Source organism: Micromonospora globispora (assembly GCF_003857015.1).
GTDB classification, from domain to species: domain Bacteria; phylum Actinomycetota; class Actinomycetes; order Mycobacteriales; family Micromonosporaceae; genus Micromonospora; species Micromonospora globispora.
Genome location: NZ_QGGF01000750.1, coordinates 1 through 12,244 on the forward strand (window position 1 = coordinate 1; position 12,244 = coordinate 12,244).

General features: G+C 70.9%; 13 protein-coding genes. 4 read left to right on the top strand and 9 right to left on the bottom strand.

Annotation, left to right across the window (positions count from 1 at the left end):
- Positions 1 to 46: 46 nt before the first annotated feature.
- Genes DKL51_RS33205 through arfA form a run of 5 tightly spaced genes read right to left on the bottom strand, consistent with a single transcriptional unit; the run spans position 47 to position 5,742 of the window.
- Entirely contained in the window at positions 47 to 1,060 is a 1,014-nt protein-coding gene (locus tag DKL51_RS33205) for a glycoside hydrolase family 43 protein (protein WP_109964507.1), read from the bottom strand.
- The gene (locus DKL51_RS33210; RefSeq protein ID WP_124813236.1) at positions 1,057 to 1,881 is read right to left on the bottom strand and encodes a carbohydrate ABC transporter permease; all 825 of its coding nucleotides are present in this window, start codon (positions 1,879 to 1,881) and stop codon (positions 1,057 to 1,059) included. The genes DKL51_RS33205 and DKL51_RS33210 overlap by 4 nt, the downstream gene beginning before the upstream one ends.
- A gap of 10 nt (positions 1,882 to 1,891) precedes the next feature.
- Positions 1,892 to 2,854, bottom strand: a complete 963-nt coding sequence (locus tag DKL51_RS33215; protein ID WP_109945542.1) for a carbohydrate ABC transporter permease — start codon at positions 2,852 to 2,854, stop codon at positions 1,892 to 1,894.
- A gap of 6 nt (positions 2,855 to 2,860) precedes the next feature.
- Positions 2,861 to 4,192 carry an ABC transporter substrate-binding protein gene (locus DKL51_RS33220; protein ID WP_109964509.1) on the bottom strand — a complete coding sequence of 444 codons (1,332 nt, stop codon included), beginning with the start codon at positions 4,190 to 4,192 and terminating at the stop codon, positions 2,861 to 2,863.
- A 38-nt stretch (positions 4,193 to 4,230) separates the two neighbouring features.
- Entirely contained in the window at positions 4,231 to 5,742 is a 1,512-nt protein-coding gene (gene arfA / locus DKL51_RS33225) for an arabinosylfuranosidase ArfA (RefSeq protein WP_109945544.1), read from the bottom strand.
- A gap of 141 nt (positions 5,743 to 5,883) precedes the next feature.
- Here arfA and DKL51_RS33230 point away from each other — a divergent pair, with 141 nt between their 5' ends.
- Positions 5,884 to 6,894, top strand: coding sequence for a LacI family DNA-binding transcriptional regulator (locus tag DKL51_RS33230; protein WP_109964510.1), 1,011 nt, complete (start codon positions 5,884 to 5,886; stop codon positions 6,892 to 6,894).
- Between the two features lie 19 nt (positions 6,895 to 6,913).
- Here the strand turns inward: DKL51_RS33230 and DKL51_RS33235 are convergent, their stop codons facing one another.
- The 4 genes from DKL51_RS33235 to DKL51_RS33250 are packed head-to-tail and all read right to left on the bottom strand — an operon-like array spanning position 6,914 to position 10,004.
- Positions 6,914 to 7,639 (bottom strand): methyltransferase domain-containing protein, encoded by a 726-nt coding sequence (locus DKL51_RS33235; protein ID WP_109945546.1) that lies wholly within the window; start codon positions 7,637 to 7,639, stop codon positions 6,914 to 6,916.
- 51 nt (positions 7,640 to 7,690) lie between these two features.
- Complete coding sequence (locus DKL51_RS33240; protein WP_109964511.1) at positions 7,691 to 8,002, bottom strand: VOC family protein; 312 nt, start codon at positions 8,000 to 8,002, stop codon at positions 7,691 to 7,693.
- A 5-nt stretch (positions 8,003 to 8,007) separates the two neighbouring features.
- Positions 8,008 to 8,328 (bottom strand): hypothetical protein, encoded by a 321-nt coding sequence (locus DKL51_RS33245; protein WP_109945548.1) that lies wholly within the window; start codon positions 8,326 to 8,328, stop codon positions 8,008 to 8,010.
- Between the two features lie 38 nt (positions 8,329 to 8,366).
- On the bottom strand, positions 8,367 to 10,004 hold the full coding sequence (locus tag DKL51_RS33250; protein ID WP_109964512.1) for an ABC-F family ATP-binding cassette domain-containing protein: 1,638 nt from the start codon (positions 10,002 to 10,004) through the stop codon (positions 8,367 to 8,369).
- 125 nt (positions 10,005 to 10,129) lie between these two features.
- Here DKL51_RS33250 and DKL51_RS33255 point away from each other — a divergent pair, with 125 nt between their 5' ends.
- The 3 genes from DKL51_RS33255 (at position 10,130) to DKL51_RS33265 (ending at position 11,699) form a co-directional block, all read left to right on the top strand.
- The gene (locus DKL51_RS33255) at positions 10,130 to 10,900 is read left to right on the top strand and encodes an ROK family protein (protein WP_109945550.1); all 771 of its coding nucleotides are present in this window, start codon (positions 10,130 to 10,132) and stop codon (positions 10,898 to 10,900) included.
- Between the two features lie 90 nt (positions 10,901 to 10,990).
- On the top strand, positions 10,991 to 11,359 hold the full coding sequence (locus DKL51_RS33260; RefSeq protein WP_109964513.1) for a tetratricopeptide repeat protein: 369 nt from the start codon (positions 10,991 to 10,993) through the stop codon (positions 11,357 to 11,359).
- A gap of 85 nt (positions 11,360 to 11,444) precedes the next feature.
- A complete protein-coding gene (locus DKL51_RS33265; RefSeq protein ID WP_109945552.1) occupies positions 11,445 to 11,699 on the top strand; it encodes a Smr/MutS family protein in 255 nt (84 codons plus the stop codon).
- Positions 11,700 to 12,244 lie beyond the last annotated feature (545 nt).

Below are 12,244 nucleotides of genomic sequence, written 5' to 3' on the forward strand. Positions count from 1 at the left end.
CGGCCCCGCCGAGGGGCCTGGGAAAGTGCGGCCAAGGGGAGGCCGGTCATGGGTGGGGTTGGGGTTCTGCGGTCGGGCCCTTGACGACGGGCTTGCCGTTCTGCCAGACGACCTCGTCCAGCCAGACCTGGCGGCCGGGGTCGGTGCTGCCCTCCTGGCCGGGCGGCCAGGCGTGGTAGAGGAGCCAGGTGCGGCCGTCCTTCTCCACGATCGAGGCGTGGCCGGGGCCGGACGCCGCCGCGTTCGTCTTCAGGATCGGGTTCTCCGGGGCCTTCACGCACGGGCCGGTGGGCGACTCGCAGACCGCGTACCCCTCGGCGTAGGTGTCCTTGTCGTACGCGTTCGCGGCGAAGAAGAGGAAGAGCCGGCCGTCGTGCCGGTGGAAGAACGGCCCCTCGACCAGGTTGCCCTCCCACGGCTCGGTCTGCTTGAGCAGCTTCGTCGGCTCGCCGACCAGGCGCAGCCCGTCCGGGGAGAGCCGCTGCGACCAGAGCCAGGTGTCCACGCCCATCGCGTTGCCGTCGTTCTTCCAGAGCAGCCAGAGACTGCCGTCGGTGTCCCGGTACGGGCTGGCGTCGATCGACCCGCCCAGCTCCGCCTGGCAGATCAGCGGGGCGGTCGAGCCGTCCCGGTACGGCCCGAGCGGCTTGTCGGCGACCGCCCGGCCGACGCACTGCCGTCCCGAGGACCGGTCGGCCACCGTGTAGTAGAGCAGGAACCGGTCCGGCGCCAGCTCGATCGCCTCGGGAGCCCAGTTCTTCCCGGCGTCCGCCCAGCCGGGCAGCTCCGGCAGGGCGTCCCCGGCCTCGGTCCACTCCACCAGGTCGGGAGAGGTGAGCACCGGGACGTTCCGGCCGCCGCTGTTGGTGTGGAACAGGTACCAGCTCTCGTCGACCCGGATCGCCTGCGGGTCGGGGGCGTCGCTCCGGATGACCGGGTTGGTGAACACGTGCACGTCCTCTGTCGTACTCGACGGGGTTTCTCCGCTGCCGCAACCGGCGACGAGCAGCGCGGCGGCCAGAGCCGCCGCGTCGCGTCGCCAGCGGGTCCCGCTGCTCATCCCTTCAGGCCGCTGCGGGAGACGCCCTGGATGATGTGGCGTTGCGCGACCACGAAGAGGATCAGCACCGGCACGCTGGCCAGCACCGCCCCCGCCATGATCACCGGGTAGTCGGTCACATAGGCGCCCTGGAGCAGGCCCAGGCCGGCCGGCAGGGTGAGCCGCTCCGGGCTGAACAGCACGTAGACCGGCCAGAGGAAGTCGTTCCAGTTGGTCAGGAACGACAGCACCGCGAGGTTGGCCAGCGCCGGCTTCGACAGCGGCAGCAGCACCCGGGTGAAGACCTCCCAGTGGTTGGCGCCGTCCAGCACCGCCGCCTCCTCCAGCTCCCGCGGGATGGAGAGGAAGAACTGCCGGAGGAAGAACACCCCGAACGCGCTGGCCGCACCCGGCACCACCACCACGGTGAGCGTGTCGATCCAGTTCAGCCGCTCGGCGATCACGAAGTTCGGGATGATCAGCGAGGTGGGCGGGAGGAAGAGCGTGCCCACGATCAGCGCGAAGCTCAGCTTGCGGCCGACGAACCGCAGCCGGGCCAGGGCGTACGCGGCCATCGAGGCGGTGATCAGCACCAGCAGGGTGTGCAGGCTGGCCGCCAGCAGGCTGTTGACGAACCAGCGCAGCACCGGGTTCGCGGTGTTGTTGATGATCGCGTCGTACCCGTAGGTGGAGAACGGGTGCGGCAGCCAGCTCGGCGGATCCTGTTGCGCGTCGGCGTAGGTCTTCACCGAGGTCAGGGCCATCCAGATCAGCGGGGTCACGAAGACCGCGGTGATCAGCAGCAGGACGGCGTAGCGCACGCCCTGACGCAGACTCGTCATCGTCGCCCCCTCAGTCTTCCCGGTACCGGAACAGTCGGAAGTTCACGATGCTGACCACCGCCAGCATCAGCGCGAAGAGCACGCTCATCGCGGCCGCCCGACCCGCGTCGTAGTCCCGTAGCCCCTCGTCCACGATCCGCCAGACCACCGTCCGGGTCTGCTCGCCCGGTGCGCCCTGGGTGATCAGGAACGCCTGACCGAAGACGTTCGCCGAGGCGAGGATCGTGGTGGTCAGCACGAAGAGCAGCACCGGGCGCAGCCCGGGGAGCGTGACGTGCCGGAACCGGTCCCAGGAGTTCGCGCCGTCGACCTTCGCCGCCTCGTACAGCTCGGCCGGGATGTCCTGCAGGCCGGCCAGGTAGATCACCGCGTTGAAGCCGCAGGTCCACCAGACCGTCACCCCGACCAGCGACACCCACGCCCACGGCACGTCGGTCACCCAGGGTGTGTCGGAGGGCAGACCGACCACCCCGAGCAGCCGGTTGACCAGGCCCAGGTTCGCGTCCAGCAGGAAGCGCCAGAGCAGGCCGATCACCGCGACGCCCAGGACGTACGGGGCGAAGAACGCCGCCCGGAAGAACGTCCGCCCGGGAAAGGACCGGTTCAGCAGCAGCGCCAACCCCAGCGGTACGACCACCAGCAGCGGCACCGACAGCACCGTGAAGATCGCGGTGGCCCGGACGCTGGACCACCAGTCCCCGTAGATGGCCGAGTCGCTGGAGAAGAGGTCCTGGTAGTTGTCCAGCCCGATGAACGGTCGGTTCGGCAGCTGGAGGTCCCACTGGTGCAGGCTGATCCAGACCCCGAAGAGGATCGGCGCCAGCCCGAAGACCAGGAACAGGACCAGGTACGGCGCGAGGAAGAGGTACGGGGTGGCCCGGTGCCCCCGCTCGGTGACACCCCGACCGCGGAGCCGCCCCGCCGGGGGCGGCGCGTCACTGCGCGCCGCCCCGACCTCGATCACGTCCGCCACGGCGGATCAGCTCCCGTACTTCTTGCGGTTGTCCTCGAGCTGCTTGTTGGCCTTGGCCACGCCGTCGTCCAGCGCCTGCTTCGGTGACTTCTTGCCGAGCGCCGCCTCGTTGAAGGAGTTGTAGAAGGTGGTCATCACCTCGCCGAGACCGGGGGCGGCCGGCGGGAAGGCGGCGTACTCCAGCTCGGGGGCGAGCGCGTTGACCTCGGTGAGGGCCTTAAAGTCCCCGCTGTCCCGGACCGCCTTGCGGGCCGGCACCTGACCGCCCTTGGCCCAGTCGAGGGAGTGCTGGCTGAGCCAGTTGATGAAGACCTTCGCCCCGGCGACCTTGTTGTTGTCGGCGCTGCGCTGCTTGACGATGGTGAAGTTGTGCGAGTTTGCCCAGGCGGCCTTCTGGCTGCCGATCTGCGGCAGCGGCGCGACGCCCCACTGCACCTGCGGGCTCTTCTTCAGGTCGTTGATCTGCCAGATGCCGTTCCAGTTGAACGCGTTCTTGCCGCTCTTGAGCGCCAGGTAGTCGGCGTCCTGGCCGACGTTGGCCGGGGAGTACCCCTGCTTGATCATGTCGACCAGCCAGGTGCACGCCTGGACAGCCGGGTCGGAGTTGAAGGTGGCCTTCGCGACCTCGCCGTCGAAGAGGGTGCCGCCCCACTGGTGCAGCAGGGAGTAGAAGGTCATGCCGCCGGTGAACTGGAACGGGCTGACCCAGAAGCCCTGCACACCGGACTTCTTCAGCTCGGCCAGGGCGGCGGTGTACTCGTCCTTGGTGGTCGGCGGCTTGTTCGGGTCGAGGCCGGCCTTCTGCATGACCCCCTTGTTGTAGTAGAAGCCGAGCGGGTGCATGTCCAGCGGGATGCCGTACCGCTTGTCGTGGTAGAGCCCGCCCTTCCAGACGGTCGGGGCGAAGTCGCCCTCGGTCAGCTCCAGCGTCTTCGCCACGTCGTCCAGCTCCATGATCACGCCACGGGCGGCGAAGGTGGCGAGCTGGTCCATGTGCATGACCGCGATGTCCGGGCCGTTGCCGCTGGAGACCGCGCCGGGGAGCTTGCTGTAGTAGTCCTGCCACTCGTAGGTGACGACACTGATCGCGATGTTTTGGTGCTCGCCGTTGAACTGGGTGACGAGCTTCTTGAAGATGTCGCCGTCACCGCCGGTGAACCCGTTCCACAGCTTCAGGTCGACCTTGGGGCCGGTGTAGTCCTTGCCGCCGTTGCCGCCGGCGGTGGATTCGCGGGTGCTGCTGCCACCGCCGCAGCCGGCCAGGGTCAGCGTGGCCGCCGCGCCGAGCCCGACGCCGAGGCCGAGCAGCCGGCGCCGGCTCATTTCGTTCTGGATCATGCGGTCTCTCCTTGGGGGACGGGTTGGAGTCTGCCTGGTCAGGGTTGAGGGGCGAAGCGCAGCAGGTTCCACGAGCAGGCGGGCAGCCGGACGGTGCACCGGCCGCCGTCGGTGGTGGGGGTGGTGAGCTGCCGGGGCGTCACCCGCTCGGGCTCCGCCTCGGTGTTCGTGGCGGCCGGATCGGCGCCGGCCGCGAGGGTCAGGTGCTCCCGGGGGCGCAGCTCCGGCAGCCCGCGCAGGTTCAGCTCGAGCGGGAGGTCGTCCGACCCCCGGTTGACTGCGAAGACGGCCAGCTCACCCGTCTCCTCGTCGTGCACCGCGACGGTGTCCAGCACCGGCACGTCGCCGTACCTCTTCGTCTCATAGGTCGGCGAGACCGGCTCGGTGCGCAGCACGGTGCCGCGGGCGTACCGGGCGGTGAGGGCGAACGGGTGGAAGATGCTCTGCCGCCAGGCTGGCCCGCCGGTCCGGGTCCGGATCGGCGCGATCACGTTCGCGAGCTGGGCCTGGCAGGCGACGCCGACCCGGTCGGCGTGCCGGAGCAGGGTGATCAGCAGGTCGCCGACCACCACCGCGTCGACGGCGGTGAAGTCGTCCTCGATCAGCGCGGGCGCCTCGACCCAGCCGCGCCGGTCCAGGTCGGCCTTGAGGCGGGACTCGTACCAGACGTTCCACTCGTCGAATGAGATCTTCAGCTTGCGGGTGTGCCGCTGCTTGGCGGCCACGTGGTCGGCGGTGGCGACCACGTCGGTGATGAAGTTGTCCATGTCGACGGCGGACGCCAGGATGCTCGCCCGGTCCCCGTCGGACGGGTCGTAGTAGGTGTGCGCGGAGATGTAGTCCACGTGCTCGTAGGTGTGTTCCAGGACGGTGGCCTCCCACGCGGCGAAGGTGGGCATCCGCCGGTTGGAACTGCCGCAGGCGACCAGGCTGATCGAGGGGTCGATCATCTTCATCGCCCGGGCGGTCTCGGCGGCGAGCCGGCCGTACTCGTCGGCGGTCTTGTGGCCGACCTGCCAGGGGCCGTCCAGTTCGTTGCCGAGGCACCAGAGCCGTACCCCGTACGGCTCCTCGGCGCCGTGCTTGCGGCGCAGGTCGGAGAGTTGGGTACCGCCCGGGTGGTTGGCGTACTCCAGCAGGTCGCACGCCTCCTGCACGCCGCGGGTGCCGAGGTTGACCGCCATCATCGGCTCCACCCCGGCCTCGGTCGCCCAGGTCATGAACTCGTCGAGGCCGAAGGCGTTGGTCTCGATCGTCTTCCAGGCCAGGTCGAGCCGGCGGGGTCGGTCGCCGACCGGGCCGACACCGTCCTCCCAGCGGTAGCTGGAGACGAAGTTGCCGCCGGGGTAGCGGACCACCGAGACGCCCATTTCGCGGGTCAGGTCGAGTACGTCACGGCGGAGCCCCCGGGAGTCCGCGGTGGGGTGGCCCGGCTCGTAGATCCCGCCGTAGACGCAGCGCCCCATGTGCTCGACGAAGGAACCGAAGATCCGGCGGTCCGCCGGTCCGATGGCGAAGGCCGGGTCGATCGTCAGCTGTGCGCTCCGCAAGGGGTGCCACCTTTCCTCGTGCCGGTGCGTGAGTGACCGCGGTCACCCCGTACCTCAGGTTTCTACAACGTTGTAAGCAACGTTGTAAAGGGGCCGGGACGCGGTACAGTGCCCGCAGTACCGACCAGGGGAGGGTTGGCAGTGCGACACAGGCTCAAGGACGTCGCCGAGCGGGCCGGCGTGTCGGTGAAGACCGTCTCCAACGTGGTCAACGGCTACCTGCACGTCCGGCCGGACACCCGGGCCCGGGTCGAGGAGGCGATCGCCGAGCTCAACTACCGGCCCAACCTCTCCGCCCGCAACCTGCGCAAGGGGCGGACCGGAGTGATCGCCCTCGCCGTTCCCGAACTGGACATCCCGTACTTCGCCGAGCTGGCCCGGTACGTCGTCACCGCCGCCGCCGAGCACGGCTGGACGGTGCTGATCGACCAGACCGAGGGCGGCCCGGAGCAGGAGCGGAAAGCCGCCGCCGGGATCGGCGACCACATGATCGACGGGCTGATCTTCAGCCCGCTGGCGCTCACCGCCGACGACCTCTCCGGCCTCGACGGCACGCCGATGGTGCTGCTCGGCGAGCGGGTCGACCACGGGCCGGCCGACCACGTCGTGGTCGACAACGTGGCCGCCGCCCGGGAGATCACCGCCCACCTGATCGGCCTCGGCCGCCGCCGGATCGCCGCCATCGGCTCCCAGCGCACCCCGGAGGGCGCCAGCGCCCGGCTCCGGCTGGCCGGCTACACCGCCGCACTGGCCGAGGCCGGCATCGAATACGACGAGGCACTGGTGGCGCCCGCCCCGGCCTGGCACCGCGCGGACGGCGCCGCCGCCATGCGGGAGCTGCTCTCCTCCGGCGTCCGCCCCGACGCGGTTTTCTGCTTCAACGACACCCTCGCCCTCGGTGCCCTGCGGGCGCTGCACGAGGCGGGGCTGCGGGTGCCCGAGGACGTGGCGGTGGCCGGCTTCGACGACATCGAGGACGGCCGCTTCTCGATTCCCACCCTGACCACCGTGGCCCCCGACAAGGAGCGGATCGCCCGGCTCGCCGTGGAGCTGCTCGCCGGTCGCATCGACGGCGACCGTGAGGCCCCGCCGAGGGAACTCGCCGCCCCCTACCGCCTCGCCCTCCGCGAAAGCACCACCGGCCGCCCCTGACCAGGGCGGGCCGGCGCGGTCAGTCGAAGAAGCGGGCCAGGTGGGCTCGGGTGGGGGACGGATCGTCGGGGCCCAGCGGGGTGAGGTCGGCGAAGATCGAGGCGCCGTCGCAGCTGATGTGCAGGGGGTACCAGCGCGGGGTGCCCGGTGGGCGCTGGCCGCAGATGCCCTTGAACGTCTGCACGTCCAGCAGGCGTACGTGGGTCGGGTCGGCGACCGCGTTGACGTGCCGCCACCAGGGGCTCATCACGTGCAGCACGCCGCCCGGCCGGAGCACCCGGTGGCACTCGTCGAGCAGTGGCAGGAAGTCGATCAGGTGCTCCAGGATGTGCACCGCGAAGAACACGTCCACCGAGTCGTCGGCGAGCGGCAGCGAGCCCGAGAGGTCGGCCACCGCGTCCACTCCGGGCGCCGGGTAGATGTCCAGCCCCAGGTTGCCCGGCCACTGCTTGGTCCCGCCGCAGCCCAGGTCCACCACCACCGGGGCCTGGCCGCCGACGCCCACCCTGCACCAGACGCCGAGCACCCCGGCGAGCCGGCCCACCAGGTCGCGGACCAGCCGCAGCTCGGCCGCCTCCTTCACCTCGCCGGTCAGATGCGCGACGCCCCGGTCGAAGCGCACCTCCACGGCGAGCGGGCGCAGCCGGTCGTCGTGTCGGGCCAGATCGGCCCACGCCTCGGCGAGGAACTCGTCGATCACCCGCAGCCGTTCGGCCGAGGGCGCGGCCTGCCCGATCGCGACCATGCGCCACCTCCGGGCGGCGCGATACCCGGATCGCCGCCCGGTATGCGCGGATCAGACCTTGGTCTGGGTGAGCCGCCACTGGTTGCCGAACGGGTCCCGGAACCCCGCGTCGATCCCGTAGAACCGCTCGTTCGGCTCCTCGTAGAACTCGACGCCCTTGGCGGACAGCTCCTTGTAGGTTGCTCGGCAGTCGTCCGTGGCGAGCGCACCGGGTCCGTACAGGCCCAGGGAGACCAGTTCCCGGACCTTCGCCGCGCGCTCCTCGTCCATGATCGGCGGGCCGGGCACGGCGAGCATGATCGGCACCTCGGGTTGCGCCGGGGAGTGCAGCAGGTGACGGGCCAACGGGACCGGCGCTGGCATGAGCGTCAGCCGGCGATGGTGCGCCGGGCGGTCCGGCCCGCACCCCGCATCCGCTGTCGCGGCTGAGGAGCGGCCGGCTTGGGTCGCTTGAGGTGGTAGCGGTGCAGTTCGTTGTTTCCGGGCAGGGACGGGTCCTCACTCATCGCGACCAGCTCCCAGCCCTGGTCACCGGCCCGGTTCAGGTGGGCCAGCGCCGTGTCGCCGTACGGGGTGACGTCGACCATGGAGCCGTCCGGGCCGTACCAGATGAAGACGATCTCCCAGCCGATGTCGGTGGTGGCCGCCTGGCGGCGGCGGACCAGCAGCGCGTACTCCCACTTGAGCATGGAGTCATTCTCACCCGGCGTACGCCGGCCGGCACGGATCAATCCTCGGCGATCTGTCCGGCCTCCACCCGCAGCCGCCGGTTGACGCTCACCGCGTCCAGCATCCGCCGGTCGTGCGTCACCAGCAGCAGCGTGCCGGGGTAACTGGCCAACGCCGATTCGAGCTGCTCGATGGCGGCCAGGTCGAGGTGGTTGGTCGGCTCGTCGAGGACCAGCAGGTTCACCCCGCGGCCCTGCAGCAGGGCCAGCGCGGCGCGGGTCCGCTCGCCCGGGGAGAGGGTGGCCGCCGGCCGCAGCACGTGGTCCGCCCGCAGGCCGAACTTGGCCAGCAGCGTCCGCACCTCGGCCGCCGGCATCTCCGGTACGGCGGCGGCGAAGGCGTCCACCAGCGGCTGGTCGCCGAGGAAGAGCGCCCGGGCCTGGTCGACCTCGCCGACCACCACGCCCGGCCCGAGCGCGGTGTGCCCCTCGTCCAGCGGCAGCCGGCCCAGCAGGGCGGCGAGCAGGGTGCTCTTGCCGGAGCCGTTCGCCCCGGTGATCGCCACCCGGTCGGCCCAGTCGATCTGCAGGTCCACCGGGCCCAGGGTGAAGCCGCCCCGGCGTACGACGGCTGCCCGCAGGGCGGCCACGACGGCGCCGGCGCGGGGCGCGGCGGCGATCTCCATCCGCAACTCCCACTCCTTGCGCGGCTCCTCGATCACCTCCAGCCGCTCGATCAGCCGGTCGGTCTGCCGGGCCTTCGCGGCCTGCTTCTCCGAGGTCTGCCCCCGGAAGTACTTCACGTGCTTGTCCGGGTCGGTGGCCTTGCGGCGGGCGTTGCGCACGCCCTTCTCCATCCAGGCGCGCTGGGTGCGGGCGCGGGTCTCCAGGTCGGCCCGGGTCCCGGCGTACTCCTCGTACTCCTCGCGGGCGTGCCGGCGGGCCACCTCGCGCTCCTCCAGGTAGGCCGCGTAGCCGCCGCCGTAGTGCCGCACCTGCTGCTGGTGCAGGTCCAGCTCCAGCACCCGGGTCACCGTGCGGGTCAGGAACTCGCGGTCGTGGCTGATCACCACCGTCCCGGCGCGCAGCCCGGTGACGAACTGTTCCAGCCGGTCCAGGCCGGTCAGGTCCAGGTCGTTGGTGGGCTCGTCGAGCAGGAAGACGTCGTACCGGCTGAGCAGCAGCGACGCGAGCCCGGCCCGGGCCGCCTGGCCGCCGGACAGGCCGGTCATCGGGTGCTCCAGGTCCACGGTAAGCCCCAGCTCCGCGGCCACCTGCTCGGCGCGTTCCTCCAGGTCCGCGCCACCCAGCGCGAGCCAGCGCTCCAGCGCCTCGGCGTACGCGTCGTCGGCGCCGGGCGCGCCCGCGGTGAGCTGCTCGGTGGCGGCGTCGAGGGCGGCCTGCGCCGCGGTCACCCCGGTACGCCGGGCCAGGAAGTCCCGGACCGTCTCACCCGGTCGGCGCTCCGGCTCCTGCGGCAGGTAGCCGACGGTGGCGGTGGGCGGGTTCAGCGACACGCTGCCCTCCTCGACCGGCTGGAGCCCGGCGAGGGTACGCAGCAGCGTCGACTTGCCGGCGCCGTTCACCCCGACCAGCCCCACCACGTCGCCGGGGGCGACGACCAGTTCGAGGTCGGAGAAGAGAAGCCGGTCACCGTGGCCGGCGGCGAGGTCCTTGACGATCAGTGTCGCGCTCATGAGAAGCCCGAGCCTACCGGCGCGGTGACCTGCGGCCGACCGGGTAACGCGACTCCCGGCGGGACCCGCCGCCGATCGGTCGACCCGCCCTCGGGCCGTAACTGACCTGAGAGAGACTCACGGTCGTGGTGACCACTCTGGCGATCGACTGCGGCGGTGGCGGGATCAAGGCGTCCGTGCTGGACGCCGCCGGGACGATGCGGGCCCGGCCGCTGCGGGTGCCGACGCCGTACCCGCTGCCGCCGTCCCTCTTCGTCAAAACCCTGCTGAACCTGGGCGGCCGGCTGCCGGCGGCGGACCGGCTCACGGTCGGCATGCCCGGCATGGTCCGGCACGGCGTGGTGGTGGCCACCCCGCACTACGTGACCCGCTCCGGGCCGCGCAGCCGGGTCGACCCGGACCTGGTCGCCGAGTGGTCCGGGTACGACGCCCGGAGCGCCCTCGCCGAGGCGTTCGGGATCCCGGCGCTGGTGCTTAACGACGCCGAGGTGCACGGTGCCGGGGTGGTCGCCGGCACCGGCTGCGAGCTGGTGCTGACCTTGGGCACCGGGCTGGGCAGCGCGCTCTTCGACGGCGGGTTGCTCGCCCCGCACCTGGAGCTTTCCCACGCCCCGGTCCGCTGGGGCACCACCTACGACACATACGTGGGGGAGCCGGAACGCCGCCGGCTCGGCGACGCGTTCTGGTCCCGCCGGATCCGGCAGGTGGTGGACGGGCTGCGCCCGGTGTTCCGCTGGGACCGGCTCTACCTCGGCGGGGGCAACTCCCGGCTGATCCGCCCGGAGCAACTGGCCCGGATGGGCGACGACGTGGTGGTCGTCCCGAACACGGCCGGAATCGTGGGCGGTGTCCGGGCCTGGGAGCTGGTCGCCGACCGGTACGACCCGACCCCCTAATCGCAACTTCACCCCGAGGAACACTCGCGGTACGGCTGGTGTTGTGCCAGCGTCGGACAAAGGGCGGCGCGACACGAGGAGGTGGGTCGAATGGATCTTCTGGCGGAATACCGGCGGGCGACCATGTTCTTCGAAGCGGGTGACCCGACCGGAGCGGCCCGGCTGCTCGAGCCAATCGTCGAGGCGGAACCCGGCAACTCCTCGGTACGGCAGCTGCTGGCCCGGGCGTACTTCCAGTCGGCCCAGCTCAGCCGGGCCGAGGAGCAACTGCGCGAGCTGGTCGACCGGGACCCGAGCGACCACTACGCGCACCACGTGCTCGGCCGGACGCTGGAGCGGCTGAACCGGCACGTCGACGCGCTGCGGCACCTGCGGATCGCCGCGGCGATGCACTCGACCAACGCCGACTACACGGCGGCGCTGCGCCGGGTGGAGAGCCGGGTCGGCGGAGCCCGCTGACGCAGGTCGGATGAGAGGGGCGGCCCTGGTGGCCGCCCCTCTGGCGTGTCCGGGGTCCGCCGCCCGTCGGGCCTACGATGGGATCGTGAAGCTCAAGCTCGATCTCCACGACATCTTCAACAAGGGCCACGACATCGACCGCGCCCTGCGCGAGATCATGGATGAGGCGGTGGCCAAGAAGGCGACCCTGGTGGAGATCATCCCCGGCAAGGGCTCCGGCCAGCTCAAGAAGCGGGTGCTGCGGTTCCTCGACCAGAAGGACGTCAAGCAGCTCTACCACCGGGTCGAAAAGGACTCGAAGAACTTCGGCCGCCTCTTCGTCCACTTCCGCTGGAAGTAAGAGCCCCGGCTTCCCGACCTCCCACGCTGCCCCCGACGTGGGTCCTGACCTGCCGAAACGCCTTCCGTCGGTTTCCGGCTTCTTCCGCTGCTACTCGTGCTCAGTTGTGCCGGATCTGTGCCATGTGATCGTGACGAGAGGCAGCTCCCGCAGCCGCTCGATGTCGAGCAGCGACGCACTGTGCATCCGTCGCGGAAGCTGCAGAGGTTCGAATCCTCTACCCACCACCAGGTGCGAAATTGGCCCCCGCCAGCAGAGATGCGGTCAGGGGCCGGTTTCGTTTCGCCCCACCAAGTCCTGGCTTTTTGGCCGTGGCCGCCGTCGTCACTCGGTGTTGACCGATCTCATTTGCGTTAGTTGCCTTGCGGAGGGCAGCCGATGAGAGAGCGACCCCACCGGTCACCTCGACCAAGCCTGGCAGTGAGGATCATGGGAGAGCCCTCCCCGGCCGGGTCTGACCCTAAGCCTGGCTGACCTCGGGTCTTGAACCGGATCTGTCGATCTGGCCGGGAAGGGCTGCTCGTGCACTCACCGGACGGGTGTCG

Coding starts and splice junctions, on each gene's coding strand:
- DKL51_RS33205 (WP_109964507.1), bottom strand. CDS start 1,060: ATGAGCAGCGGGACCCGCTGGCGACGCGACGCGGCGGCTCTGGCCGCC.
- DKL51_RS33210 (WP_124813236.1), bottom strand. CDS start 1,881: ATGACGAGTCTGCGTCAGGGCGTGCGCTACGCCGTCCTGCTGCTGATC.
- DKL51_RS33220 (WP_109964509.1), bottom strand. CDS start 4,192: ATGATCCAGAACGAAATGAGCCGGCGCCGGCTGCTCGGCCTCGGCGTC.
- DKL51_RS33235 (WP_109945546.1), bottom strand. CDS start 7,639: ATGGTCGCGATCGGGCAGGCCGCGCCCTCGGCCGAACGGCTGCGGGTG.
- DKL51_RS33240 (WP_109964511.1), bottom strand. CDS start 8,002: ATGCCAGCGCCGGTCCCGTTGGCCCGTCACCTGCTGCACTCCCCGGCG.
- DKL51_RS33245 (WP_109945548.1), bottom strand. CDS start 8,328: ATGCTCAAGTGGGAGTACGCGCTGCTGGTCCGCCGCCGCCAGGCGGCC.
- DKL51_RS33250 (WP_109964512.1), bottom strand. CDS start 10,004: ATGAGCGCGACACTGATCGTCAAGGACCTCGCCGCCGGCCACGGTGAC.
- DKL51_RS33260 (WP_109964513.1), top strand. CDS start 10,991: ATGGATCTTCTGGCGGAATACCGGCGGGCGACCATGTTCTTCGAAGCG.